Raw genomic sequence first — 24,977 nt, 5'->3', positions numbered from 1 at the left:
CGCGGCGATGGCGAAGCTGGTCCGATCGCGCCCCCCGCGGCGGCAGGCCGCACAGCAGAACGGGCCGTCCCAGCCCGCGCGGCCCCGACCCGGGTGACAAGGCGGCGTTAACCAAAAATCAGCCGCTCCGCGCCTAGGCTCCTCGTCAGTTTTCGACGGGGAGCCTTATGGCGCGACGGGCGCGGTTTTTGGGGGTGGGCGCGACGCTGTGCGGCATGGCGACGCCGGCGCACGCGCAATCTTCCTTTGCCGCCGGCACCAGCATGGACTGGGACGGCGTGCTGACCGGCATCTTCCTGGGCCTGCTGCTCTTTTCGCTCGCCTATAACGCCGCCTTTTACTCGCTTCTGCGCAAGCCGTTCCTGATCTGGCAAAGCGCTCGGGCGCTCATCTATTTCGCGCTCGCGGTCGCGCTGTCGCCGCTCGCGCTCGGCCCGCTTCTCGAACCCGACAGCGCCGCGCGACAGGTTTGGATCTGCATCCTCTTCGACCTCGGCGTGGTCGTGTCGGGGCCGTTCCTGCGCACCTATCTGGAGCCGCACGCCGTCCACAAGCGGCTCTATCCGCTGCTCGGCTGGCCGCCGGCGCTCATCCTGCTGACCACGCCCGCAATGCTGATCGACGGCCCGCCGCTCTATATGGCGGTGCGCAACCTCTTGCTGCTCGCCATGTTGGCGCTCTGCGCAGCAACCGTCGTCATCGCGATCGCCCGCGGTAGCCGCACCGCGCGCTATCAGGCGGCCGCATGGAGCGGCATCGCCGCCGTCTATGGCACCAGCCTGTTTCACGACATCGTTCTGGACCGGCCGTTCGCGCTGTTCCTCTTCTTCCTCTTCCCCGCGCTGGGGCTCGAGGTGATGCTGACCGCGCTCGGCATCCTCGACCGCCTCGTCCGCCTCCGCCGCGAGCGGCAGGAGGCGCGCGCACAGGCCGAGGCGATGCGCATCATCGCGCACACCGATCCCCTAACGGGCCTGGCCAACCGCCGCGCGATCGAGGACGGGTTCAACGACGATCCGCCGGTCGCGATCGCACTCGTCGATCTCGACCATTTCAAGGCGATCAACGACCGTCACGGCCATGACGTCGGCGACCGGGTGATCTTCGCCGCGGGCGTCGCGCTGGGATCGGGCGCGGCGACGGCGGGCCGCGTCGGCGGCGAGGAGTTCGCGCTGCTCTTCCGCGGCCCGGCGAGCGACATCGCCGCCGAGGCCGAACGGCTCCGCCAGCGGATCGGTGCTTATGTCGCGCAAATGGTGCCGTCGCTGAAGCGCCCGGTCACCGCGAGCATGGGCCTGGTCCACATCACGCGCGACATCAGTTTCGGCGCGGCGATGAAGTCCGCCGACATCAACCTTTATGCGGCCAAGGAAAGCGGCCGCGACCGCACCGTTTTCGTCGCGGCGGCCTAGGGCGCCTCTTTCGGCACGACACGAAGACGCAGCGACTGGATCGTCGCCGGATTGGTCGGCGCAAGCAGCAGCATGCCGTCGAGCCTGCCCCTTTCGCAGTTGAGCCGGAACGACGCCGACAGCGCGCCCCTGGGGTCGAGCGGCTCGTCGCCGGGGCATTCGCCGACCTCCGCCTTGAGCTTCGCCAATTCGGCGCGCCAGGTTTCGGCCGAGCGGTCGAGCAGGAAGTTCATCGCCAGCTTGCCGTTGAGCGGACGGAGATCGCCGGCAGCATAGGCGGCCTTCGATGCCGCATACATCGCTGCGACCGCGGGCGATACGGGCACCGCTCGCCCGACGAGCAGCCCCGCCTTGTCCATCGCGACCGCCGTATCCCAGGCGGGCGCGGACGGGCCGGCATAGGTACGGTTCGACAGCGCGAAGACCCCGACGCCATAGTCGGGCATCAGCATCACATGGCTGCCATAGCCCGGATAACCGCCGCCGTGCGCGAGGGTCAGGCCAAGGTCGCAATCCTGCGCGACGCGCCAGCCCATTGCATAGGCCGCGGCTTGTTTGCAGGCGGTCGCACCCGTCGATCCGATGCGGTTGGTCACCGCGACAAAGTTCAGACCCTGCGCGATCTCGCGCACCGTCGCGCGCTTGACGGGACCGGTCTCGGGATCGTCGCGCGCCGGCCAGGCCGAGAGCAGGAAAGCGACCCATTTGGCATAGTCGTTGGCGCTGACCTGGAGCCCGCCCATGCTGTTGAACGCGCCGTCGACCATCCCGGGCTCGGCGGTCCAGCGCTCATTCTCCCAGCGATAGCCGAGCGCATAGCGGGCCTTGGGGGCATTCGGCGCATCGAAGCCGCTGCCGGTCATGCCGAGCGGGGTCAGGATCGTCTGCCGGACATAGTCGGCATATTTCATGCCCGAGGCGTTGGCGACGATGCGGCCGAGCAGCGCGTAACCGAAGTTCGAATATTCATGCTGGCTCTGCGGCACGCGGCTGAACGGCACGCCGGCCGCGATCATCTTCGTGAAGTCTTCCTGCGGCAGCACCTGTTGCCGGTCGCCCCACGGATCGTCGGTGACGAAGCCGCCGACATGCTGGAGCAGGTCGCGGATACGGATGCGCGGACTGTCCTTCGTCGGATAGGTCCAGCGCTTCATCTCGGGGATATAATCCTCGGCCAGGTCGTCGAGCCGCAGCTTGCCGTCGTCGCGCAGCTTGAGGATCGACAGCGCGGTGAACGCCTTGGTCATCGAGGCGATGCGGAACAATGTGTCGGGGGTGACGGGGCGCTTGTTGTCAATATTTTGGACGCCGAGGCCCTTCACATAGGCGAGCTTGCCGTCCTTGACGACGCCATAGACGAGGCCGGGGATATGCTGGTCGGCCTGATATTTGACGAAAAGCGCGTCGATTTCGGGGGCAAGTTGGTCGAGGGTTTTTGGGGCGACTTCCTGCGCCGCCGCAGGAGCGGCGACTCCGAGCATGAGAGCAAAAACGAAACCCGATTTCCGGCGCATAGTCCCTCCACTGCCAATCGCCGTCAGGCTAACAGCGCCGGGAGCCGGGGACAATCGGCGATGAAGGGCTGGTCTGTGGAGACGAGCGGTAGTTGCCGTCGCCCCCCGCGAAGACGGGGGCCGCTGGAGCCGTTGCGCAAGGCCGACTACGGCCCCCGCCTTCGCGGGGGCAACGGACTATTTTAACGTCCGCTCTCCACCCCGAAGCCGTCGTTACTCGACGAACGCCGCGTTCACGGTCACGCCTTCGTCGGTCCATGCCGGAACCGCCTGCGCGTTCATCGGCACCATGAAGCGGCCGGGCTTCTTGCCCGGTTCGGCCGGCTTCTCGATTTCGAGGATATCGCCCGCGCCGAAATTCTCTACGGCGGCGACGTGGCCGATCGCGGCGCCGTCGGTCGAAACGCACGGCAGCCCGATCAGATCGTGATGATAATATTCGCCATCGGCAAGCGGCGGCAGCGCCGAGCGCGGGACGGTGAGGACGGCGCCGCGCAAGGCCTCGGCGGCGCTGCGGTCGGTGATTTCGGCGAAGGTCGCGACCGCGCCCTGATTGGCGGGGCGTACCGATTTCAGCGTGAGCTTGCGCTCTCCGGCATGAAAAACGGAAAAGGCGCGGAGAGCTTCCGCGCCTTCGCCGAACAGTTTGAGGCGCACCTCGCCCCGCACCCCATGCGCGCCGGCGATGGCGGCGAGGGTGACGGGGCGCGATGCGTCGGCCAAGGCTTAGCCTTCGGCCTTTTCTTCGCCGGCTTCTTCAGCGGGCGCTTCTTCGGCAGCGGCTTCGGCCGGGCCGCCTTCGGCCGCCTGTTCGGCCATCGCGGTCGCGTCGTCGGCGGTCGCATCGGCCGGGGTTTCGTCGGCGACGGCGTCGGCGACGGCTTCGGCGGTCGCTTCGCTCTTCACCGAACCGGTCGAGTCCGATTCAGCGGCTTCGGGAGCGGCAGCTTCTTCGGCGGCAGGCGCTTCCTCGGCCACGACCTCTTCGGCGGCGGCTTCAGGCTCGGGGGCCGGAGCGGCGGCCGCGGCGGCCTTGGCTTCCTCGGCGTCGGCCAGCTTCTGGGCCTTCTCTTCGGCGCGTTCCTTGGCCTTTTCGCCGGGGACACCCTTGTTCGGGTTGTTGCGGGCGGCGCGTTCCTTGACGCCGGCGGCGTCGAGGAAGCGGGCGACGCGGTCGGTCGGCTGCGCGCCGACGCTCAGCCAGTGCGCCGCGCGCTCGGTGTCGAGCTTCACGCGCTCCGGATTGTCCTTGGCGAGCAGCGGGTTGTAGCTGCCGAGACGCTCGATGAAGCGGCCGTCGCGCGGGCTGCGCGAGTCGGCGACGACGATCTTGTAATAGGGGCGCTTTTTCGAGCCGCCGCGCGAAAGGCGAATGGAGGTAGCCATGATGTAAGTCCTTCTTTCTAATTCAAATTCAAACTTCGGTTTCGGTATTCACTGGATCCCGGCCTTCGCCGGGATGACGGCCTGTCGGGACCGTCATTTTTTCTTGTTGATCAGATTGGCGAGGTCGGGCGGGATCGCCCCGCCGCCGAGCCCGGGCAGCCCGCCGAGGCCGCCGCCGCCAAGACCGCCACCTCCGCCACCCATTCCGCGGCCGCCCATGCCGGGAATGCCGCCCTTGCCGAACAGCGCGCCGAGCCCCTTGAGGCCGCCCATCTTGCGGATCTTCTTCATCGCGGTGGACATTTCCTGGTGCATCTTCAGCACCCGGTTCACCTGCTGCACCGTCGTGCCCGACCCGTTGGCGATGCGGATCTTGCGCTTCGCGGTCAGGATTTCGGGCTTCGCGCGTTCCTTCGGCGTCATCGAGCTCATGATCGCGTCGAAGTGGATCAGCATCTTGTCGTTGGCGCCGCTGTCGGCCATCGCCGCCTGCGCCTTCTTGAGCCCGGGGATCATGCCGGCGAGGGCGCCGAGGCCGCCCATGCGGCGCATCTGGTTCAGCTGGGTGCGCAGGTCGTTGAGGTCGAACTGGCCCTTGGCCATCTTCGCCGCCATCGCCTCGGCCTCTTCGGCCTGGATCGTCTCGGCGGCGCGTTCGACGAGGCTGACGACATCGCCCATGCCGAGGATGCGGCCCGCGATGCGCGAGGGCTGGAAGAGTTCGAGCCCGTCGAGCTTTTCGCCCGTGCCCGCGAATTTGATCGGCTTGCCGGTGACGGCGCGCATCGACAGCGCGGCGCCGCCGCGCGCATCGCCGTCCATGCGGGTCAGCACGACACCGGTGAGCGGCACCTGTTCGGTGAAGCGCTGCGCGACCTGCACCGCGTCCTGGCCGGTCAGGCTGTCGACGACGAGCAAGGTCTCGGCCGGGTTCGCCGCGCGCGACACCGCCTGCATCTCGTCCATCAGCTGCTGGTCGACGTGGAGGCGGCCCGCGGTGTCGAGCATCAGGACGTCATAGCCCTGCAGCTTCGCGGCCTGCAGCGCGCGCTGCGCGATCTCGACCGGCTGCTGGCCAGCGACGATCGGCAGCGTCGCAACGTCGATCTGGCTGCCGAGGACGGCGAGCTGTTCCTGCGCGGCGGGGCGGTTGACGTCGAGCGACGCCATCAGCACCTTCTTGCGCTCTTTTTCCTTGAGCCGCTTCGCGATCTTCGCGGTTGTCGTCGTCTTGCCCGAGCCCTGCAGGCCGACCATCATGATGATCGCGGGGGGCGTGACGGCAAGGTCGAGCTCGGCGGTTTCGGCGCCGAGCATTTCGGTCAGCGCGTCGCTGACGATCTTGACCACCTGCTGCCCCGGCGTAACCGAGCGCAGGACATTCTGGCCGATCGCGAGCTCCGTCACCTGATCGACGAAGCTGCGCACGACGGGCAGCGCGACGTCGGCCTCGAGCAGGGCGATTCGCACTTCGCGCATTGCCGCGCGCACGTCGGCCTCGGTCAGCGCACCGCGGCCGCGGAGCTTCCCGAAAACATCGCCAAGCCGATTGCTCAGACTGTCGAACATGCGCCTAAAAAGTCCCTTCTGACGACCGCAACGCAAAACACGCCGGTGAGCGAAACCTCGCCAACCAGCGGTATCCGTGGACAGTGTTTTCCGTCGCGGATGTCGATGTCACCCGGCGGCAAAATGCCTCCGGACGCCGCGCCATTACGCAAAAACGGGCGGAAACGCAAGCGCGGCCTCGCACGCCACTTAACGCAAATTTCACCGCTGGCCGCCATAACGGACCCGATGGTGGGGAATAACTGACTATGATGGTAGAGCCGAAGCCGCGCAACCGGAGCGAGGACGCCAAGCGCGACGTGATCGCCGGCGGCATCGTCGTCGCCGCGATCCTGCTGTTCGTCGGCACCGGCGGCACCGTGATGCAAGCCGTCGTGCGCACGTTGGTCGGCCTCGGCGGCGGCCCCGACAAGGTGCTGTCGGCGGCGCTGATCCTGAACATCGCGCTGATCCTGTTCGGCTGGCGCCGCTACGAGGACCTCAACCGCGAAATCCGCGAGCGCACCGAGGCCGAGCATCGGGCGCGCTATCTGGCCGACACCGATCCGCTGACCGGCTTTCTCAACCGCCGCGCCCTGCTGTCGAAGGGCCAGCAGATGATCGCGGCGGCTGCGGTAGACAAGCGCAACGTCGCGCTGTTCCTGCTCGACCTCGATCATTTCAAGACCGTCAACGACATCCACGGCCATGCCGCCGGCGACCGCGTGCTGCAGGTCGCAGCCGAGCGCATCAGCGCCGTGCTGCCGCCCAACGCGACCAAGGCGCGCCTCGGCGGCGACGAGTTCGTCGCGATGATGACCTATGAACCCTCGGCGCGCGCCAATATCGACGCGCTCGCGGCGGGGCTCGTCTCCGAGCTAGAAGCGACGGTGGCGCATGACGCCCAGCAGATCCGCATCGGCGCCTCACTGGGCATCGCGATGGCCAATGACGCGAGCATGACGATGGAGACGATGGTCCGCCAGGCCGACATCGCCATGTATCATTGCAAGGACGAGGGCCGGAACCGCCACATCTGGTTCGAACACGGCATGGAAATGGCGGTCCAGGTCCGCAACCAGATCGAGACCGGCATCCGCGACGGCATGCCGCGCGGCGAGTTCATTCCCCATTTCGAACCGCAGGTCGACATCGCCAGCGGCCGCCTGCTCGGCTTCGAGATGCTGATGCGCTGGGAGTCGCCCGAGTACGGCCTGATCCCGCCCGAGCGCTTCATCCCGGTCGCCGAGGAAAGCGGCTTGATCGGCGAGCTGTCGCTGCAGGTCATCCGCGAGGCGATGGAGATCGCCAAGGGCTGGGACCCGTCGATCGTGCTCGCCGTCAACATCTCGCCGCAGCAGCTGAAGGATCCCTGGTTCAGCCAGAAGCTCACCAAGCTGCTCGTCGAAACCGGCTTCCCCGCGCACCAGCTGGAGGTCGAGATCACCGAAAGCTCGCTGTTCGAGAATCTGCCGCTCGTCCGCTCGATCGTCACCAGCCTCAAGAATCAGGGTGTGTCGCTGAGCCTCGACGATTTCGGCACCGGCTACTCGTCGCTGTCGCACCTGCGCGCGCTGCCCTTCGACCGCATCAAGATCGACCGCAGCTTCATCGCCGCGATGCGAGGCAGCGCCGATGCGCAGGCGATCGTCGTCGCGATCGTGCGCCTCGGCGAAAGCCTGGCGATGCCGATCACCGCCGAAGGCGTCGAGGACGAGGCGACCGCGATCGAGCTTACCCGCCTCGGCTGTTCGAAAGGACAGGGCTGGTATTATGGGCGCGCCGCTTCGGCCGACGACACCGCACGTCTGCTCGCCGAGCGCGGCCTGCTGCGCGCGCCGCTGTTGCCCCCGGTGGGACCGGACACCAGCGAAGACGAGCCGCTGCGCAAGACGGCGTAAGATTCCCCTCCCTGTTTATCGGGGAGGCAGCGCGAGCTGCCGGCGTGCTGGTGGTCGCTGCCGAGGGGGTTCGTTCTTGACCCGGACCGACGGCGCCGTGACGCGCCCTCACCGCCATCCAACTCCGCCTAGCCGCCAGACTGCGTATCCTTCCCCCGTCAAGGGGGACCGGTCCATGCCTCGCTAGACTTCGCCGCCGCGCCCCCTTACATGCGCGAGCTATGGCGGACCGCTTCACCAAGATGCACGGCCTCGGCAACGACTTCGTCGTCATCGACGCGCGCGTGGCTGCCGTCGAGATGACGCCGGCGCGCGCGCATGCGATTGCCGACCGGCGTCACGGCATCGGCTGCGACCAGCTGATTCTGCTCGAACCCTCGACCAAGGCCGATGTGAAGATGCGCATCTTCAACGCCGACGGCGGCGAGGTCGAGGCATGCGGCAACGCGACCCGCTGCGTCGCGACGCTGCTCGGCGAACCGTCGGTGATCGAGACGCTGGGCGGCATGCTGCGCGTCACGCCGGCCGACGGTGGCGCCGAAGTCGTGCTCGGCGAGCCCGTGTTCGACTGGGAGCATATCCCGCTCGCGATGCCGATGGACACGCGCGACATGCCCGTCGCGTGGGACGAGCTGGAACGTGGCGCCGCGGTCAATGTCGGCAATCCGCACATCATCTTCTTCGTGCCCGAGGCCGATGCGGTCGCGCTCGACGAGCTCGGCCCGCGGATCGAGACCGACCCGCTGTTCCCCGAGCGCGTCAACGTCAATGTCGCGAGCCTCGACGGCGAGAACCAGCTCCAGCTCCGCGTCTGGGAACGCGGCGTCGGCCTGACGCAGGCGTGCGGCACCGGCGCGTGCGCCACCGCGGTCGCGGCGATTCGCGCAGGACTGGTCAAGTCGCCGGTCACCGTGTCGCTGCCCGGCGGCGACCTGATCATCCGCTGGGCGCCCGGCGAGCCGATCGTGATGAGCGGGGCGGCAACGCGCGTGTATGACGGCGAGACCGACTGGACGCGCTTCGGATGAGCATTGCCATCGCCGACCGGCAAGAGGTCGTCAATTTCGGTTGCCGGCTGAACATCGCCGAGGGCGAAGCGGTTCGCGCGGCCGTGGAGGCGGCGGGCGGGCGCGACACGATCGTTTTCAACAGCTGCGCCGTGACCGACGAGGCGGTGCGACAGGCCCGGCAGGCGGTGCGCCGCGCGCTGCGCGAGCGGCCCGAGGCCGAGGTCGTCGTGACGGGGTGTGCGGCAGAACTGGAAGCCGAGGCCTTTGCGGCGATGGGTGCACGGGTGGTGCGCAACGACGTGAAGGGGCTGGTCGAGAGTTACAGAAACACCGTGTCCCCGCGAAGGCGGGGACCCATCTCCGGTGGGTTCGAAATGGAACCGGCGGTCGATGGACCCCCGCCTTCGCGGGGGAACACGGCTTTACGGGGGAACACAGCTTTAATTGAGGCGACACCTCCCTACTCCCCCGCCCTCTCAGGGTCCGATCACGCGCGCGCCTTCCTGGGCGTGCAGACGGGGTGCTCGCACAGCTGCACCTTTTGCGCGACCGTGATCGCGCGCGGCAGCGCCCGCTCCGCCACGATCGAAGCCGTGCTCGACGGCGCCCGCATCGCCATCAATCACGGCCAGCGCGAGATCATCCTCACCGGGGTCGATCTTGCAAGCTACGGCGACGACAGCGGCACCAGCCTCGCGGCGCTGGTCGAAGCGTTGCTGACGCTGCCCGTCGAGCGCCTGCGCCTCTCGTCGCTCGACCCGAACAGGATCGACGACGCGCTGTTCGCGCTGCTGACGCAGGAAGCGCGCGTGATGCCGCACGTCCACCTGTCGCTGCAGGCGGGCGACGATATGGTGCTGACGCGCATGAGGCGCCGCCACCGCCGGGCGGAGGCGGTTGCGCTGACGCATCGCCTGAAAGCGGCCCGCCCCGAGATTGCCATCGGCGCCGACCTGATCGCCGGATTTCCCACCGAGGATGACATAATGTTCGCCAATTCGCTGGCCCTGATCGACGATTGCGACATCGTCTTCGGCCATATCTTTCCCTACAGCCCGCGCGCGGGCACGCCCGCCGCCCGGATGCCGCAGGTCGGCCGCAGCGTCGCCCGCGCGCGCGCCGCGCAGCTGCGCGAGGCCAATGCCGTCCGCCGCCAGCGCTGGCTCGACGCACAGATCGACCGCACCGCGTCGATGCTCGTCGAGCGCGACGGGCGGACCGGCCATGCCGGGAATTTCGCCGCGCTGGCGCTGACGGCGCCCGCCGAGCCCGGCAGCATCGTCCCCGTCCGATTGACCGCCCGCGACGGCGACCGCCTGATCGCCGAAAGCATCGCGGCATGAGCGGCCTCAGCTGGAGCGAACGGCTGCTCGGCGGCCTCAAGCGCACGTCGGAACGGCTCGGCGAGAATCTGTCGGGGCTGACCGGCAAGTCGCGGCTCGACGACGACGATCTCGACCGGATCGAGGATGCGCTGATCACCGCCGACCTCGGTCCCGCGATGGCCGCGCGCATCCGTGACCGCCTGTCCCAGCGCCGCGACGTCGCCGCCAACGGCACCGAAGAACTGCGCAAGGTGGTGGCAGAGGAAATCGCCGCCGTGCTGCGCCCCGTCGCCGAGCCGCTGGAGATCGACGCCTTTCCGCGCCCGCAGGTCATATTGGTGATCGGCGTCAACGGGTCGGGCAAGACCACGACCATCGCCAAGCTGGCGCATCTGTTCCAGGAACAGGATTATGGCGTGATGCTGGTCGCGGGCGACACCTTCCGCGCCGCCGCGATCGGGCAGCTGAAGGTGTGGGCCGAACGGCTCGGCGTGCCGATCATGGCCGGCCCCGAAGGCGGCGACGCGGCGGGGATCGTGTTCGACGCGGTCAAGAAGGCGACCGCGACCGGCATCGACGTGCTGATCGTCGACACCGCGGGCCGTCTCCAGAACAAGCGCGAGCTGATGGACGAGCTCGAGAAGATCAAGCGCGTGCTCGGACGGCTCAATCCGGCCGCGCCGCACGACGTCGTGCTGGTGCTCGACGCGACGACGGGACAGAATGCGCTGTCGCAGATCGATGTGTTCCGCGAGGTCGCCGGCGTCACCGGGCTTGTCATGACCAAGCTCGACGGCACCGCGCGCGGCGGCGTCCTCGTCGCCGCGGCCGAGCGCCACGGGCTTCCCATCCACGCGATCGGCATCGGCGAGACGATCGACGACCTCCGCCCCTTCGACGCCGACGAAATTGCAGGCATCATTGCCGGAAACATAAGATGAGCGACCAACTTCCCGGCGGCCCCGAACCCGTCCCCGCCCCGCCGCCCGCCAAGCATGGCTGGCTCAACTTCGCGATCGATTTCGGGCCGCTGCTGATCTTCTTCCTGACCTATAAATTCGCCTCGGGCGGCACCGGCGCTTTCGCGGCGACCGCGGCCGCGATCAAGGGCACGCTCGCCTTCATGGTCGCGATCGTCATCGCGATGGCGGTGTCGAAGTGGAAGCTCGGCAAGATTTCGCCGATGCTGTGGATGTCGGGCGTGCTCGTCATCGGCTTCGGCGCGCTGACCATCTGGTTCCACGACGAACGCTTCATCGTGATGAAGCCGACGATCATCTACGCCGGCTTTGCCGCGCTGCTGCTCGGCGGCTGGTGGTTAAAGAAGCCGATGCTCAAATATCTGCTCCAGTCGGCGCTCAACGGCGTCACCGAAAAGGGCTGGCTGCTGCTGTCGCGCAACTGGGGCCTGTTCTTCGCCGCGCTCGGGGTCGCGAACCATGTCATGTACGAGCTCATTCAGGCGAAGCAGATGAGCTTCGACCTGTGGCTGACGATCAAGGTCTGGGGCGTCACCGCGCTGTCGTTCCTGTTCACGCTCAGCCAGCTGCCGGTGATGCTGAAGAACGGGCTGGCCGTGCCCGCAGAAGCGGCGCCCGACAAAAGTTGATGCAGGCCCCCGACGCTGGCATAGCAGCGTCATCGGCACCGGGTCGCACCCGCGCCGCAAAACAGAGGGGGAATGCATATGGACAAGTTTTTCGGCAATCTGCACGCCGTATTGGGTGCCGGCCTGGTGCTCGCGATCATCCTGATGCTGGGGCTCAACGGCCAGAATTTCGAGGACGGGATCGCCGCGGGCAATGCGATCCTGCGCTGGCTGCACACCTTCTTCGGCATATTGTGGATCGGGCTGCTCTATTATTTCAACTTCGTCCAGATCCCGACGATGCCCAAAATCCCGGCCGAGCTGATGCCCGCGGTGGGCAAGCATATCGCGCCCGCGGCGCTGTTCTGGTTCCGCTGGGCGGCGCTGATCACGGTGCTGCTGGGCCTCGCGATCGCGGGTCACGCCCGATATGCCGTTCCGGCGCTGAGCTTTCAGGATCCCTACAAGCTGATCGGCGCGGGCATGTGGCTGGGCCTGATCATGGCGTTCAACGTCTGGTTCGTGATCTGGCCGAACCAGAAGAAGGCGCTGGGCATCGTCGAAGCCGACGATGCGACCAAGGCCGCATCGGCGAAGACCGCGATGATCTTTTCGCGCACCAACACCCTGCTGTCGATCCCGATGCTCTATGCGATGGTGAACTTCAGCTGATGAGTTCCCCTCCCGCTTGCGGGAGGGGCTAGGGGAGGGGATGTCGAGGGTTGGGCAGTGGCTGAAACACGCCCTCCCCCGACCCCTCCCGCAAGCGGGAGGGGAGATTCACCCCTCGATCGCCGCCTTGTGCATCCGGCCGTTCGCCGCATAATGCGCGACGCCCATCTGCATGCCTGCTGCCTGCGCGTCGTCGATCTCGCGCACCCGCCGCGCGGGCGATCCGGCCCACAGCTCGCGGTCCGGAATTTCCTTGTTCTCGGTGAGCAAGGCGCCCGCCGCGAGCATCGCGTCGCTGCCGATCCGGCAGCCGTTCATCACCGTCGCCTTCAGCCCGACGAACGCCCGGTCTGCCAGCGTGCAGCCGTGGACCATCGCCATATGGCCGATCAGCACATCCTCGCCGATGATCGTCGGAAAACCCTCGGGCCGGTGCGGCATCGGGCCGTCGCAATGGACGACGCTGCCGTCCTGGATGTTCGACCGCGCGCCGACGACGATGCGGCTGACGTCCGCCCGCAGCACGCAATTGTACCAGATGCTGACGTCGGGTCCGATCGTCACGTCGCCGATGATCCGGCAGCCCGGCGCGATGAAGGCGCTGGGGTCGATCTGCGGCGTCTTGCCGTTGACGCTGATGATGCTGACGTCGGTCCAGGTCATTCGCGCTTCCCGATCAGATGGCCCCACAGCAGGACCGGAAGGGTGGAGGCATAATCGTCGGTCCAGCGCTGGAAATTGGCCTCCGACTTCAGCGGGACCCAAGCATCGTCCTTGCTCTGATCCTTGCGCGGCCTGATGCCGCCGGTCAACTCGTCCAGTCGCCGACGCGTCGCGGTCAGCGCGACCCAGTTCGATGGGGTCAGCAGGCCGAATTCGTCACCCGGCCCCGGATCGAGACGGATCGCCGTGCTCCAGCCGCGCGCCTTTGCCTCAGCCGCGAGCACGGGCTCGAGCCCGAAGAAGCGGTTCGAAATATGGATCAGCAGCACGCCATTGGGTTTTAACGCCCGGGCGTAAATGCCGATCGCTTCCTTGGTGAGCAGATGGAGCGGGATCGCGTCCGACGAAAAGGCGTCGATGACCAGGATATCGAAACTCGCCGGCTTGTGCTTTTCGAGTTGCAAGCGCGCATCGCCCAGTACGATCGGCGTATCCCCCGCGCAGTCGGACAAATAGGTGAATTTGGACGGATCGCGGGCGATCGCGACCATCGCCGGATCGATCTCGAAGATAGTCCACTGCTGCCCAGGCTTGCGATAACAGGCGAGCGTCCCCGCGCCGAGGCCGACGATACCGATCGCGGCGTTGGGCCCGGCCAGCGCCTCGGCCTTGCGCAGTGTCAGGCCGACCCCCGATTGATAGCCATAATAGGTCGTCGGCAGCGTCCGCAGCTTCGGATCGGTGCTCTGCAGCCCGTGCAACGTGGTCCCGTGCGCGAGGCGGCGCTGCAGGCGGCTTGGATCGTCTGTGACGGTATAGACACCGAAATAGCTGCGTACGCGCATGCCATCGGCGCCCGCCTTCAGCGTATCGAGGCCCCCGACGCCCAGCATCAGCATCGCGAGCACCGCGATATAGGCCCAGCGCCACCCGATGACGAGCAGCCCGACGAACAGGACCATGCCGGCCCACACGCCATTGCCGTCGGCAAAAGTGCCGGACCAGTTCTCCGTCAATTGCCAGCAGCCAATCGCCGCGATCACGAGCATGATGACGACCATCCGCAGCGCCTGCTTCGGCGGGACCTTGAACCACATGTTCCACGGCAGCAACGCCGGCAGCGGCACGAGCATCGCCGCGGCGAGCACGAGGATCGGATGCTCATAGACCCAGTCGAACAGCAGCGGCGCGAACAGCGCAGCAAACAGCCCGCCCGCCACGCCGCCCGCCGACATGATGAGGTAGAAGAGCGTCAGATGCTGCGCCGCGGGACGCAGATAAAAGAGATAGTCGTGAAGTGCGACCGCGACGACGAACAGCATCACCAAGCTCAGCAGCGCGATGAGCATCGTCCCGCCGCCGGTGTTGAGCAGCGCCTGCCCACCCGCAATAAGCAGCACCGCGGGCGCGATGACACGGAAGGTTTCCTTAAGCCGTTCGGCGGCCGAAAAGGCGATGACGAAGCTGAGCAGGTAGAGCCCGAGCGGCAAAACCCACAGCAGGGGCATCGCGACGATGTCGGTGGTTAGATGCGTCGTCGTCGACAGCATCAGCCCCGACGGCACGGCGGCGATGAGCAGCCAGTGGATCTGGCGCCGCAGCGTCGGACGCGGCTCGTCGACTACCGCTTCGGCCTCTTCGCTGGTCGCGGCCCGCGATCCCCAGCGCGCGGCCGCAGCCGCCGCGACGAGCGTGAAAAGCAGCACATAGCCCGCGGTCCAGCCCCAGCTTTGCGTCGCCAGCGGCATGTTCGGTTCGACCAGCGCCGGATAGCTGATCAGCCCGGCGAAACTGCCGAGGTTCGATGCGGCATAAAGATAATAGGGATCGCCCGCGCGGCTATCCGCCGCGAACCAGCGCTGGATCAGCGGCGCCTGCGCCGACACCGCGAAAAAGACCGGACCGATCGAGGCGATGAGCAGCAGCGGCACCCACAGCGCCTCCTGCCCCGGCGCCGGCGCCGCGATGTTCGCAATCCCGATGGGAAGCCAGAGCGCGGCAAAGAGCAAGAGGGCGACATGGATCGTCGCCTGCCGGCGGATCTCGAAACGCCCGAGCCAATGCGCATAGGCATAGCCGCCGAGCAGCAGCGCCTGATAGACGAGCATGGCGCTGTTCCACACCGCGGGCGCACCGCCCAATTTGGGCAGCACCATGCGCGCCACCATCGGCTGGACCTGAAAAAGAAGAAAGCTGCCTACCAATATGGTGAGCACGAAAAGCCAGCGGCGTGGCGTCTGCGTCATTTGTCCCCCGTCCGGTCGGTCATTCGGTCATTTATTCAACAGCCGCGCCGCGTGCAGCGCATGATAGGTCAGGACGCCCGATGCCCCGGCGCGGCGGAAGGCGAGCAAGGTTTCGAGGACGAGCGCGTCGCGATCCCCTGCGCCCGCCGCGGCAGCGGCCTCGATCATCGCATATTCGCCCGACACCTGATAGGCATAGACCGGCACCGCGAAATGCTCCTTCACCGCGCGGACGATGTCGAGATAGGGCAGACCCGGCTTCACCATCACGCTGTCGGCGCCCTCGGCCAGATCCTGTTCGACTTCGCGCAGCGCCTCTTCGACGTTGGCGGGGTCCATCTGATACGTCTTCTTGTCGCCCTTCAGCAGCCCGCGCGAACCCACCGCGTCGCGGAACGGGCCATAGAAGGCCGAGGCATATTTGGCGGCATAGCTCATGATCTGGACATGGCCGAAGCCGTCCATCTCCAGCGCCTCGCGGATCGCGCCGATGCGGCCGTCCATCATGTCGCTCGGTGCGATGATGTCGGCGCCCGCGCGCGCCTGATTGAGCGCCTGCCCGACGAGCACCTCGACCGTCTCGTCGTTGAGGACATAGCCAGCGTCGTCGATCAGCCCGTCCTGTCCATGGCTGGTATAGGGATCGAGCGCGACGTCGGTGAGCACGCCGATGTCGTCGCCGAGCGCATCCTTGATCGCCGCGACCGCGCGGCACATCAGATTGTCGGGATTGAGCGCCTCGGCGCCGTCGGCGCTGCGCCGGTCGGCCTCGGTGTAGGGGAAGAGCGCGAGGCAGGGGATGCCCGCCTGGACCGCTTCCCTGGCGCGCGCGACGATCCGGTCGACCGACCAGCGCGATACGCCCGGCAGGCTGGAAATCGGCTCCTCGGCGTCCGAGTCGGGGCACACGAACAACGGCCAGATCAGGTTCGCAGGCGTCAGATGCGTTTCGCGCACCATCGCCCGGCTCCAGCCGGTACGGCGCGTCCGGCGCAGGCGCAGGTCGGGAAAAGCGGCTTGGGTCATGCGGCGTGCATAGCGACGCGGCGCGTCAGGGCAAACGGATATTGGACGCAAACGCCCTTCCCCCTTCATGGGGGAAGGATGCGACGTCTTATCCGCGCCAGCAGGTTGGCCGAAGTGGGATGGGGGTGATGGCGCGTCCAAGCATCTGCGTTTCAGGCCGAGACCGCACCCCCGCCGCCGGCAAGCCGGCAAGTCTCGCCGCCTCCCCCATCAAGGGGGAGGGCCCATGACTAGAGACCGCCGCCCGCGCGCTTCGACGCCACATCGGCGAGCGAGCCGAGCTTCGGGCCCTCGGCGGGCTTTGCCGTCACCGGGGCCAGCGCAGTGCCGGTCGAAACCGAGGTGAGCTGGCGGATGCGCGCGCGGAAGTCGGCAAGCGCCTTGCCTTCGAGCTGCGCGCGGCTGACAAAAGTCACCGACGCCGGATTGACCGCGATGCCGTTACGATAAAGTTCGTAATGGAGGTGCGGCCCGGTCGACAGGCCGGTCGAGCCGATATAGCCGATCACCTGCCCGCGCGCGACGCGCTGGCCGGGGCGCACGGCAATGCGGCTCATATGACCATAGCCGGTGCCGAGCCCGCCGCCGTGGCTGAGTTTCACATAATTGCCGAAGCCGCCGTGCCGACCGGCGATGACGACGGTGCCGTCGGTGACCGCATAGATCGGCGCCCCATAACCGCCGCCGAAGTCGATGCCACTGTGCATGCGCTTGTAACCGAGGATCGGGTGGCGGCGCATGCCGAAGGTCGAGGTGACGCGGCCGTTGGTCGGGCGCGCCATGCCGCCGGTCTGCTGTCCCGCACCCGACGCCTCGAACCATTGCAGCCGGCCATCGACGTTCCATTCGATCATCGACAGCCGGGCCTTGCCGTTCCGGACGAGGCCCGCGTAAAGCAGCTTGCCCGTCTCGCTCTCGCCGGTCTCGGCGCGGCGATGATCGACGATGATGTCGAACTCGTCGGCGGCGCGGATGTCGCGGCCGACCGAGAGCTGGCGGCCGATCACGCGAAGATAGGACTGGATCGCCTCGGGCGGGGCGCCGGCGGCGCGCGCCGAGCGATAGAGGCTGTCGCCGACGCGGCCGCGGATACGCAGCGGGGTGGTGTCGACGGCGATCGGGATGCGGCGCATCACCAGGTTGCCGCCCACCCGCTCCATTTCGATGCGCAGGTCGAAGCGCGCGCGCATGGCGAGCGCGTCGACCGGGCGCGGCATGGTGCGGGCGGCCCGGCGGCCGAGGATCAGGTCGATTCGCGTGCCCGGCGCGATGTCAGCAAGCGGCACAGCGGTGGACACCTGGCGGGCGAGCGCCTGCGCTTCGCCGCTGCCGACGCCCGAACGTTCGAGCAGGCGGGCGAAGCTGTCGCCGGCGCCGAGCGTCGCGGTCAGCTCGATCTGCGGGCGTTCGGGGGTCTGCGTCAGCGGACGCACCGCATCGGTCGCCGCCATGTGACGGCCGGTGTCGCCGCCATAGGCCAGCGGCACGATCATCTGCGCACGCGCCTCGTCGAAGTCGGACGCGTTGAGCGCCGGCGCCCCGCTCGCCGGCAGCGGCTGCACGCCGGGATAGGTCGAGATGGCGGCGCCGCAGAGCAAGGTTAACGTCGCGAGGCCGCGCCACCATTCGCGCGAGCCGATATTGTCGCCGAGATCGGGGACCAGATCGAGCAGCGCAAACCGGTCGCGCCACGACAGCCCGCTATCCGCATCGACGCCAGCGGGACGGAAGGGAATCGCCTGCGCCATAGAAAGCGCAGCGGCATTGCCGGAGATACCCGCAATGGGTCCGTGGCCCGCAATGGGTTCGTGACGCTGGAACAAAAAGTGCAACCCCCGCTCGACGGGCCTCCCTTGACCCGGCCGCCGAATGATCTTTTCGGCCATTCGTCTGTAAAGAAAGGTCGTTAAAGTCAATTTAATGGCCGCGATGGCGGCCCGGCTTGCGGCGGGCCGTGGCGCCGCTGCGCCACGATGCGCCTCGCGGCAGAAAATCGGGCCTGTTCGCCGCCGTTCGACGATCGGCGGTTGCGATTGGCCTGCGTCCATGCCAGCGTGAGTCGAACGACAATGACGTCATCCTCTTCCACCCCGGTCAAGGCTGTCCTTGGCCCCACCAACACCGGCAAAACCCATTTGGCGGTCGAGCGCCTGACCGCCCATGCCAGCGGCATGATCGGTTTCCCGCTGCGCCTGCTCGCGCGCGAGGTTTACGACCGGGTCGTGGCGATCAAGGGTGCGGCGTCGGTCGCGCTGATCACCGGCGAAGAGCGGATCATGCCCGCGCAAGCCCGCTATCTGCTGGGAACGATGGAGGCGCTGCCAGTGACGCGCGATGTCGCCTTCGTCGGCATCGACGAGGCGCAGCTCGGCGCCGACCCCGAACGCGGCCATGTCTTCACCGATCGCCTGCTCCGCGCCCGCGGCCGCGAGGAGACGATGATCCTCGGCTCGGCGACGATCAAGGGACTGGTCCGCAATCTCGTCCCCGAAGCCGAGATCATCACCCGCCCGCGCTTTTCGACGCTCAGCTATGCCGGCACGTCGAAACTGTCGCGCCTGCCCAAACGCTCGGCGATCGTCGCCTTTTCGGCCGAGGAAGTCTATGCGATCGCCGAAATGCTGCGCCGCTTCTCGGGCGGCGCCGCGGTGGTGATGGGGGCATTGAGCCCCAAGACGCGCAATGCGCAGGTCGCGATGTTCGAGGCGGGCGAGGTCGATTATCTCGTCGCCACCGACGCGATCGGCATGGGGCTGAACCTCGACGTCCAGCATGTCGCCTTCGCGAGCCTGCAGAAATTCGACGGCCGCCGCCTCCGCCGCCTGACCGTCGCGGAGATGGCGCAGATCGCCGGTCGCGCCGGTCGCCACCAGCAGGACGGCAGCTTCGGCACCGTGGGCTTGCCGCAGGGCGGATTCACGCCCGAAGAAATCCACGCGATCGAAGGACATCATTTCCCGCCGCTCGCCAGCCTGTTCTGGCGCAACCCCACGCCGCGCCTCGACAATCTCGACCGGCTGCTCGCCGACCTTGCCCAGCCCCCGACCGAACCGACGCTACGCGCGGCGCCCGAGGCGGTCGACCTGGCGGTGCTCAAGCATCTTGCGGGCGACATGGAGGTGCGGATGCGCGCGGGCGAGCCCGAAGCGGTCGCGCGATTATGGGACGTCTGCGGCCTGCCCGATTTCGAGCAGCTCGGCGCCGAACATCACAGCCGCACGGTCTTCAAGCTGTGGCAATGGCGCACCAGCGGCGACGGGATGATCGATCCCGACTGGTTTGCGAAACGGCTCGCGCGGCTCGACGACACCGACGGCGACATCGACCAGCTCGCGAGCCGGATCGCAGCGGTGCGCACGCTCTGTTTCATCGCGCAGCGCGGCGACTGGATCGCCGGCGGCGCGGGCTGGGCCGAGCAGACCCAGGCGCTCGAATCGCGCCTGTCCGACGCGCTGCACGCCGCGCTGGCGCAGCGGTTCGTCGATCGCCGCCTCGCGCTGCTGCTGCGCGACGCGGGCCAGCGCCACGCCGCGCTTCCCGTCGCAGTCGGCCCGGACGGCACCGTCGCCGTCGACGGCGAGCCGATCGGAACGCTCAGCGGTTTTTCGTTCAAGGTCGACGCCAAGGCGCGCGCGAGCGACCACCGCTTGCTGCTCGCCGCGGCTGAAAAGCATTTGCGCAGCGAGCTGTCGCGCCGCGCCGGGGTGCTCGCGGCGGGTGAGGATGGCGGGCTCGCGCTCGTCAGCGAGCCCGGCACCGCGCCGCGCCTCGCCTGGCACGAGCAGGTCGTCGCGACGCTCGTGCGCGGGCCGACGCTGGTCCAGCCGGCGATCCAGATCGATCCGTCGCTGCGCCGGCTCGACCCCGCGCAGGTGCAGGCGATTTCGGAACGGCTGCAGGCGTTCGTCGCGCAGCAGCTCGCGCGTCACGCCGGACCGCTCGCCGCAATGGGCGAGGCGGCGGGCGACCTTTTCACGCCGCCGCGCGTGCGCGCCTTGCTCGCCGCGCTCGTCGACGGCGGTGGCACCGCGAGCCGCGCCGCGGTCGATCAGCAGCTGGCCGCGATCACCGCCGACGAGCGCCCGCAACTCCGCAAGCTCGGCCTCACCATCGGCTCGCTCGACATCTTTCATCCGCTGCTGCTCAAGCCCGAGGCGGTGCGCTGGCGCGCGGCGCTGATGGCGGCGCAGCAGGGCGCGACGATCCCGGCGCTGCCGCCGCAGGGCGCGGTGATCCAGAAGACCGGCAGCCACGGCGGCCTGATCATCGCGGGCTTCCGCCGCTGCGCCAGCGGCTGGCTGCGCATCGACATGGCCGAAAAGCTCGCACGGCAGGCGCATGCCGCGCGGATGCAGGCGGCGGCGCCGCCAACCTCCCCGGTGGCGGGCGGCGGCGAGCATCACGACGACGAATCTGGCGAGCATCATGCGCCGCCGGGCTTTGTGATCGACCCCGCGCTCGCGACGTCGCTGGGGCTCGACGAGGAGACGCGGCGCGCGCTGCTCGGCAGCTTCGGGTTCCGCACCGTCGGCGAGCCCGCGCTCCAGCGCTGGCGCTGGTCGGGACTGCATCCCGTCGACAAGCGGAAGCGCCGCAAACAGGGCAAGCAGGAGCGCAAGGGCGAAGCCCGGGCCAAGCCCGCGATCCAGGGCGAGCGCGCCCGCCCGCCCGCCAAGCATGGCAAGAACCGCCGCGGCAAGGCGGCGAACCCCGCCGAGACTGCGATCCGCCCGCGGCAGGCCGATCGCCCGGCCCGCCCCGACCGGCAGCCGCGCCGCGGCCCCTCGCCCAACAGCCCCTTCGCCGGCCTCGCCGCAATGCTTGCCGACGCGCGGAAGGACTGATGGCAAGTCCGGGCGCGGCGGGAAGCATCCGGCTCGACAAGCTGCTCTGGTATCTGCGCTTCGCGCGCTCGCGCAGTGTCGCGCGGGCGATGGTCGCCGCGGGCCATATCCGCCTCGACGGCCGCCGCATCACCCGCGCATCGGCTGCGGTCCATGCCGGCGCGACGCTGGTGCTGCCGCTCGGCGAGCGGATCGAGGTCATCCGGCTGATCGCCCTGCCCCTGCGGCGCGGTCCCGCGCCCGAGGCGCAGGCCTGCTACCTCAGGCTGGACGAAGGCGCCGCCGCCTCCAGCTGAGCTATCGGCGGGCCACGAAAAGCTGTCGCCACAAAATGCCGCGATCGGGCTACCCATTGAGAGTGATTCGCAACTGTCGCTTTGCGTTGACGCGCCATATTCGGGCGTTTTAGAGGCGGGTCCAACCATCGTCCGGACGGCAAGGGTGCCGCCGGCCCAGGGAGCCGATACCCATGACCTATGTCGTCACCGACGCCTGCATCCGTTGCAAATATATGGACTGCGTCGAGGTGTGCCCCGTCGACTGTTTCTATGAGGGCGAGAATATGCTCGTCATCAACCCGAACGAATGCATCGACTGCGGCGTGTGCGAGCCCGAATGCCCCGCCGAGGCGATCCTGCCCGACACCGAGAGCGGCCTCGAAAAATGGCTGGAAGTGAACAGCAAGTTCAGCGCCGAATGGCCGAACATCACGGTCAAGAAGGAAACACCCGCCGACGCCGACGAATATAAGGGCGTCGCCGGCAAGTTCGAGAATCTGTTCTCGCCCGAGCCGGGCGAAGGCGACTGATCGCCGGCACAGCAGACATTACCGGGGCGGGACATCCCGCCCCTTTTTTTGCCCCCTTGAATCCTTTTGGCAGCACGACGATGTAGGATCGCGGAGGGTCAGCCCGCCGGTTCGCGGCAGGGCATCCCGAAAAACGTAAGGACGAAATTTCCATGATCGACCCGCTGGCCGCCCTTGTTCCCGTCGTCGTCGAACAGACGAGCCGCGGCGAACGCAGCTTCGACATTTTCTCGCGCCTGCTGCGCGAGCGGATCATCTTCGTCACCGGCGAAGTCGAAGACAATATGGCCTCGCTGATCACCGCGCAGCTGCTGTTCCTCGAATCGGAGAATCCGAAGAAGGACATCTATATGTACATCAACTCGCCGGGCGGCGTCGTCACGGCGGGCATGGCGATCCACGACACGATGCAGTACATCCGCCCGCGCGTTGGCACCGTCTGCATCGGCCAGGCCGCCTCGATGGGCAGCTTCCTGCTGGCCGCCGGTGAGCCCGGCATGCGCGTCGCGCTGACCAATGCCCGCGTGATGATTCACCAGCCGTCGGGCGGCGCGCGCGGTATGGCGTCGGACATCGAGATCCAGGCCAAGGAAATCCTGCGCATCCGCAAGCGGATGAACGACCTGTACGTCAAATATACGGGCAAGGCCTTGAAAGACATCGAAAAGGCGATGGATCGCGACACCTTCCTCGAGGCCGACGAAGCCAAGGCGTTCGGCCTTGTCGACCATGTCTACGACCGCCGCCCCGGCGCGCTCGAAGGCGATGCGGCGAAGGATCTGAGCGAAGGCCCGACCCCCTGATCGAGGCAAGTCGCAACCCGGCAGTAACTGCGTTTCTTGACGCCGCCTTTGCCGCGCGACGCTATTCGATGACATGTCCCGATGTCACCCAATTGCCATATTGTAATCGGGTGACGGCGGACTAGGATAATGACGGCGGCCCGATTTTGGCGCCCGCCAGAGGATTAGATATGACCAAATTGAGCGGCTCGGACAGCAAGAGCACTCTTTACTGCTCCTTCTGCGGCAAGTCGCAGCACGAGGTCCGCAAGCTGATTGCCGGGCCGACCGTGTTCATCTGCGACGAATGCGTCGAGCTGTGCAACGACATCATCCGCGAAGAGATCAAGGGCGGGGTTGCCGCGCGCAAGGACGGCGCGGTGCCGACGCCGCTGGAAATCTGTCAGCACCTCGACAATTATGTCATCGGCCAGAACAAGGCCAAGCGCGTGCTGTCGGTCGCGGTGCACAACCACTACAAGCGCCTCGCCAACTCGGGCCGCGGCGACGAGGTCGAGCTCGCGAAATCGAACATCCTGCTCGTCGGCCCGACCGGCAGCGGCAAGACGCTGCTGGCGCAGACGCTCGCGCGCTTCCTGGACGTGCCGTTCACCATGGCCGATGCGACGACGCTCACCGAAGCCGGTTATGTCGGCGAGGATGTCGAGAACATCATTCTGAAGCTGCTGCAGGCCAGCGACTATAATGTCGAAAAGGCGCAGCGCGGCATCGTCTATATCGACGAAATCGACAAGATCAGCCGCAAGGCCGAGAATCCCTCGATCACCCGCGACGTGTCGGGCGAAGGCGTGCAGCAGGCGCTGCTCAAGCTGATGGAAGGCACGACCGCCAGCGTTCCGCCGCAGGGCGGGCGCAAGCATCCGCAGCAGGAATTCCTGCAGGTCGACACGACCAACATCCTGTTCATCGCCGGCGGCGCCTTCGCCGGCCTCGAGAAGATCATCGGCGACCGCCTGCAGGGCAAGTCGATCGGCTTCGGCGCGCATGTCGCCGGCCCCGACGAGCGCCGCGCGGGCGAAGTGCTGAAGAATATCGAGCCCGAGGATCTGCTGAAATTCGGCCTGATCCCCGAATTCGTCGGCCGCCTGCCGGTCATCGCGACGCTCGAGGATCTCGACATCGACGCACTGGTCAAGATTCTGGGTGAGCCCAAGAACGCGCTGGTCAAGCAGTATCGCAAGCTGTTCGACCTCGAAGAGGTGGCGCTGACCTTCACCGACGACGCGCTCGTCGCGGTCGCCAAGAAGGCGATCGAACGCAAGACCGGCGCGCGCGGGCTCCGCTCGATTGTCGAGGCGATCCTGCTCGACACGATGTTCGACCTGCCCGACCTGACCGACGTGGTCGAGATCGTCGTCGACAAGGATGTCGTCGAAGGCCGCAAGGACCCCGTTCGCGTCTATGCCGACAAGGCGAAAGAGGCCGGCGACGCCGCGTGACGTTCGGCGCGCTGCGCCTGCTCCTGGCCGTAGCGGCGCTTGCCGCGCCCGGCGTGGCGGCAGCGCAGACCCCGCCGGTCTCGATCCCGATCGACGAGGTCGCGCGTTCGGACGAAGTGCGGCGCGAGGGTGACGGCTATCGCCACCTGCCCTCGAACTTCCTGTTCCCCGCCAGCCTCGGCGCGATGCCGGCGCGCAAGCTCATCGTCTATGGGCCGGCCGATGTATCGATCCAATATACGCTGAAGGGCGGCGCGGCGGGCGACGGCTGGATCGACCTCTATGTCTATCGCAAGGACGTTGGCCTCGCCGAAGAGACGGCGATGACCGACGAGCTGATCCTCGACCATTATGCCGCCAAGCGCATCGTCGCGCCGACGGGCTTCGCGCAGGCCGTGAAGAGCGCGGCGGGCGGCTGGTACGATGCGACGATCGGCGGCAAGCCCCATGTCACCCACTACCAACTGTCGCATCACGGCGAATGGGCGGTGAAGGCGCGCTTCAGCATGCCCGTCGATGCCCCCGCCGATGTTCGCGACCGCGCCGCCGCGGCGCTTGCAAGTCCGCCGACTCGCTGGCGCTGAGTCGCGCGAGAGCCAATTTTTTCGCCGGTTTTGGCGCCTGCCGTCGCCCTCTTTGTTGCATTGCAGCAACAGTTTCGCGAAAAAACGCATGCCGCCTTGTGGATAATTTTTCTTCCCGGACGGAAATTGGGGCTTTTTTGACACTTTCCAGATTGGGGACCGCCTCCTCCCTTGCACTGTCACAATTGCTGTCACAATCGTGCCACAT

General features: G+C 67.4%; 20 protein-coding genes and 1 pseudogene. 13 read left to right on the top strand and 8 right to left on the bottom strand.

Features of this window, described 5'->3' with window-relative positions; all coding sequences use genetic code 11:
• The first annotated feature begins 167 nt into the window (after nt 1-167).
• Nucleotides 168-1,412 carry a sensor domain-containing diguanylate cyclase gene (locus tag ATE67_RS07875; protein ID WP_082660265.1) on the top strand — a complete coding sequence of 415 codons (1,245 nt, stop codon included), beginning with the start codon at nt 168-170 and terminating at the stop codon, nt 1,410-1,412.
• Here the strand turns inward: ATE67_RS07875 and ATE67_RS07870 are convergent.
• The 4 genes and pseudogenes from ATE67_RS07870 to ffh form a co-directional block, all read right to left on the bottom strand.
• On the bottom strand, nt 1,409-2,926 hold the full coding sequence (locus ATE67_RS07870) for a serine hydrolase domain-containing protein (RefSeq protein WP_058816166.1): 1,518 nt from the start codon (nt 2,924-2,926) through the stop codon (nt 1,409-1,411). The genes ATE67_RS07875 and ATE67_RS07870 overlap by 4 nt on opposite strands.
• A 213-nt stretch (nt 2,927-3,139) precedes the next feature.
• On the bottom strand, nt 3,140-3,649 hold the full coding sequence (gene rimM / locus ATE67_RS07865) for a ribosome maturation factor RimM (protein ID WP_058816165.1): 510 nt from the start codon (nt 3,647-3,649) through the stop codon (nt 3,140-3,142).
• A 198-nt stretch (nt 3,650-3,847) separates the two neighbouring features.
• Nucleotides 3,848-4,312, bottom strand: a pseudogene (rpsP, locus tag ATE67_RS07860) (30S ribosomal protein S16); the annotation flags it as partial.
• Between the two features lie 93 nt (nt 4,313-4,405).
• Entirely contained in the window at nt 4,406-5,881 is a 1,476-nt protein-coding gene (gene ffh / locus ATE67_RS07855) for a signal recognition particle protein (RefSeq protein WP_058816163.1), read from the bottom strand.
• 248 nt (nt 5,882-6,129) lie between these two features.
• Here ffh and ATE67_RS07850 point away from each other — a divergent pair, with 248 nt between their 5' ends.
• The 6 genes from ATE67_RS07850 (at nt 6,130) to ATE67_RS07825 (ending at nt 12,356) form a co-directional block, all read left to right on the top strand.
• Nucleotides 6,130-7,761 (top strand): putative bifunctional diguanylate cyclase/phosphodiesterase, encoded by a 1,632-nt coding sequence (locus ATE67_RS07850; protein WP_058816162.1) that lies wholly within the window; start codon nt 6,130-6,132, stop codon nt 7,759-7,761.
• A 221-nt stretch (nt 7,762-7,982) separates the two neighbouring features.
• Nucleotides 7,983-8,789: a diaminopimelate epimerase gene (gene dapF, locus ATE67_RS07845; protein ID WP_058816161.1), complete on the top strand. Its 807-nt coding sequence runs from the start codon at nt 7,983-7,985 to the stop codon at nt 8,787-8,789.
• The gene (locus ATE67_RS07840; RefSeq protein WP_058816160.1) at nt 8,786-10,114 is read left to right on the top strand and encodes a radical SAM protein; all 1,329 of its coding nucleotides are present in this window, start codon (nt 8,786-8,788) and stop codon (nt 10,112-10,114) included. Before dapF ends, ATE67_RS07840 begins: the two co-directional genes overlap by 4 nt.
• On the top strand, nt 10,111-11,037 hold the full coding sequence (gene ftsY / locus ATE67_RS07835) for a signal recognition particle-docking protein FtsY (protein WP_058816159.1): 927 nt from the start codon (nt 10,111-10,113) through the stop codon (nt 11,035-11,037). Before ATE67_RS07840 ends, ftsY begins: the two co-directional genes overlap by 4 nt.
• Nucleotides 11,034-11,705 carry an inner membrane-spanning protein YciB gene (locus ATE67_RS07830; protein WP_058816158.1) on the top strand — a complete coding sequence of 224 codons (672 nt, stop codon included), beginning with the start codon at nt 11,034-11,036 and terminating at the stop codon, nt 11,703-11,705. Before ftsY ends, ATE67_RS07830 begins: the two co-directional genes overlap by 4 nt.
• Nucleotides 11,706-11,783: 78 nt before the next feature.
• Complete coding sequence (locus ATE67_RS07825) at nt 11,784-12,356, top strand: urate hydroxylase PuuD (RefSeq protein WP_058816157.1); 573 nt, start codon at nt 11,784-11,786, stop codon at nt 12,354-12,356.
• Nucleotides 12,357-12,464: 108 nt separating this feature from the next.
• On the opposite strand, the gene ATE67_RS07820 is transcribed toward ATE67_RS07825, so the two are convergent.
• From ATE67_RS07820 to ATE67_RS07805, 4 genes are all read right to left on the bottom strand, one after another.
• Entirely contained in the window at nt 12,465-13,019 is a 555-nt protein-coding gene (locus ATE67_RS07820) for a gamma carbonic anhydrase family protein (protein WP_058816156.1), read from the bottom strand.
• The gene (locus ATE67_RS07815; protein ID WP_058816155.1) at nt 13,016-15,265 is read right to left on the bottom strand and encodes a spermidine synthase; all 2,250 of its coding nucleotides are present in this window, start codon (nt 15,263-15,265) and stop codon (nt 13,016-13,018) included. Before ATE67_RS07815 ends, ATE67_RS07820 begins: the two co-directional genes overlap by 4 nt.
• A gap of 27 nt (nt 15,266-15,292) precedes the next feature.
• On the bottom strand, nt 15,293-16,291 hold the full coding sequence (gene hemB, locus ATE67_RS07810; RefSeq protein WP_058816154.1) for a porphobilinogen synthase: 999 nt from the start codon (nt 16,289-16,291) through the stop codon (nt 15,293-15,295).
• Between the two features lie 230 nt (nt 16,292-16,521).
• On the bottom strand, nt 16,522-18,039 hold the full coding sequence (locus ATE67_RS07805) for a M23 family metallopeptidase (RefSeq protein WP_082660264.1): 1,518 nt from the start codon (nt 18,037-18,039) through the stop codon (nt 16,522-16,524).
• A gap of 321 nt (nt 18,040-18,360) precedes the next feature.
• Here ATE67_RS07805 and ATE67_RS07800 point away from each other — a divergent pair, with 321 nt between their 5' ends.
• The 6 genes from ATE67_RS07800 to ATE67_RS07775 all read left to right on the top strand — a co-directional run bounded on the left by ATE67_RS07800 (nt 18,361) and on the right by ATE67_RS07775 (nt 24,769).
• Nucleotides 18,361-21,135, top strand: coding sequence for a helicase-related protein (locus ATE67_RS07800; RefSeq protein WP_058816153.1), 2,775 nt, complete (start codon nt 18,361-18,363; stop codon nt 21,133-21,135).
• Nucleotides 21,135-21,431, top strand: a complete 297-nt coding sequence (locus ATE67_RS07795; protein WP_058816152.1) for an RNA-binding S4 domain-containing protein — start codon at nt 21,135-21,137, stop codon at nt 21,429-21,431. Before ATE67_RS07800 ends, ATE67_RS07795 begins: the two co-directional genes overlap by 1 nt.
• Nucleotides 21,432-21,604: 173 nt before the next feature.
• On the top strand, nt 21,605-21,943 hold the full coding sequence (gene fdxA / locus ATE67_RS07790; protein WP_058816151.1) for a ferredoxin FdxA: 339 nt from the start codon (nt 21,605-21,607) through the stop codon (nt 21,941-21,943).
• Between the two features lie 152 nt (nt 21,944-22,095).
• Entirely contained in the window at nt 22,096-22,746 is a 651-nt protein-coding gene (locus ATE67_RS07785; protein ID WP_058816150.1) for an ATP-dependent Clp protease proteolytic subunit, read from the top strand.
• 170 nt (nt 22,747-22,916) lie between these two features.
• Nucleotides 22,917-24,185, top strand: a complete 1,269-nt coding sequence (clpX, locus tag ATE67_RS07780; RefSeq protein ID WP_058816149.1) for an ATP-dependent Clp protease ATP-binding subunit ClpX — start codon at nt 22,917-22,919, stop codon at nt 24,183-24,185.
• A complete protein-coding gene (locus ATE67_RS07775) occupies nt 24,182-24,769 on the top strand; it encodes a hypothetical protein (RefSeq protein ID WP_058816148.1) in 588 nt (195 codons plus the stop codon). Before clpX ends, ATE67_RS07775 begins: the two co-directional genes overlap by 4 nt.
• The last annotated feature ends 208 nt before the right edge of the window (nt 24,770-24,977 follow it).

This window comes from Sphingopyxis sp. H050, assembly GCF_001468265.1.
Taxonomy (GTDB): domain Bacteria; phylum Pseudomonadota; class Alphaproteobacteria; order Sphingomonadales; family Sphingomonadaceae; genus Sphingopyxis.
The sequence above is the reverse complement of the archived record's forward strand: the minus strand, read 5'-3'. Positions and strand labels throughout refer to the sequence as shown.

What these genes read in the sequence shown, in the direction of transcription:
- ATE67_RS07875 (WP_082660265.1), top strand. Translation starts at nt 168, where the DNA reads ATGGCGCGACGGGCGCGGTTTTTGGGGGTGGGCGCGACGCTGTGCGGC.
- ATE67_RS07870 (WP_058816166.1), bottom strand. Translation starts at nt 2,926, where the DNA reads ATGCGCCGGAAATCGGGTTTCGTTTTTGCTCTCATGCTCGGAGTCGCC.
- ffh (WP_058816163.1), bottom strand. Translation starts at nt 5,881, where the DNA reads ATGTTCGACAGTCTGAGCAATCGGCTTGGCGATGTTTTCGGGAAGCTC.
- ATE67_RS07850 (WP_058816162.1), top strand. Translation starts at nt 6,130, where the DNA reads ATGATGGTAGAGCCGAAGCCGCGCAACCGGAGCGAGGACGCCAAGCGC.
- dapF (WP_058816161.1), top strand. Translation starts at nt 7,983, where the DNA reads ATGGCGGACCGCTTCACCAAGATGCACGGCCTCGGCAACGACTTCGTC.
- ATE67_RS07840 (WP_058816160.1), top strand. Translation starts at nt 8,786, where the DNA reads ATGAGCATTGCCATCGCCGACCGGCAAGAGGTCGTCAATTTCGGTTGC.
- ftsY (WP_058816159.1), top strand. Translation starts at nt 10,111, where the DNA reads ATGAGCGGCCTCAGCTGGAGCGAACGGCTGCTCGGCGGCCTCAAGCGC.
- ATE67_RS07830 (WP_058816158.1), top strand. Translation starts at nt 11,034, where the DNA reads ATGAGCGACCAACTTCCCGGCGGCCCCGAACCCGTCCCCGCCCCGCCG.
- ATE67_RS07825 (WP_058816157.1), top strand. Translation starts at nt 11,784, where the DNA reads ATGGACAAGTTTTTCGGCAATCTGCACGCCGTATTGGGTGCCGGCCTG.
- ATE67_RS07820 (WP_058816156.1), bottom strand. Translation starts at nt 13,019, where the DNA reads ATGACCTGGACCGACGTCAGCATCATCAGCGTCAACGGCAAGACGCCG.
- ATE67_RS07815 (WP_058816155.1), bottom strand. Translation starts at nt 15,265, where the DNA reads ATGACGCAGACGCCACGCCGCTGGCTTTTCGTGCTCACCATATTGGTA.
- hemB (WP_058816154.1), bottom strand. Translation starts at nt 16,291, where the DNA reads ATGACCCAAGCCGCTTTTCCCGACCTGCGCCTGCGCCGGACGCGCCGT.
- ATE67_RS07805 (WP_082660264.1), bottom strand. Translation starts at nt 18,039, where the DNA reads ATGGCGCAGGCGATTCCCTTCCGTCCCGCTGGCGTCGATGCGGATAGC.
- ATE67_RS07800 (WP_058816153.1), top strand. Translation starts at nt 18,361, where the DNA reads ATGACGTCATCCTCTTCCACCCCGGTCAAGGCTGTCCTTGGCCCCACC.
- ATE67_RS07795 (WP_058816152.1), top strand. Translation starts at nt 21,135, where the DNA reads ATGGCAAGTCCGGGCGCGGCGGGAAGCATCCGGCTCGACAAGCTGCTC.
- fdxA (WP_058816151.1), top strand. Translation starts at nt 21,605, where the DNA reads ATGACCTATGTCGTCACCGACGCCTGCATCCGTTGCAAATATATGGAC.
- ATE67_RS07785 (WP_058816150.1), top strand. Translation starts at nt 22,096, where the DNA reads ATGATCGACCCGCTGGCCGCCCTTGTTCCCGTCGTCGTCGAACAGACG.
- clpX (WP_058816149.1), top strand. Translation starts at nt 22,917, where the DNA reads ATGACCAAATTGAGCGGCTCGGACAGCAAGAGCACTCTTTACTGCTCC.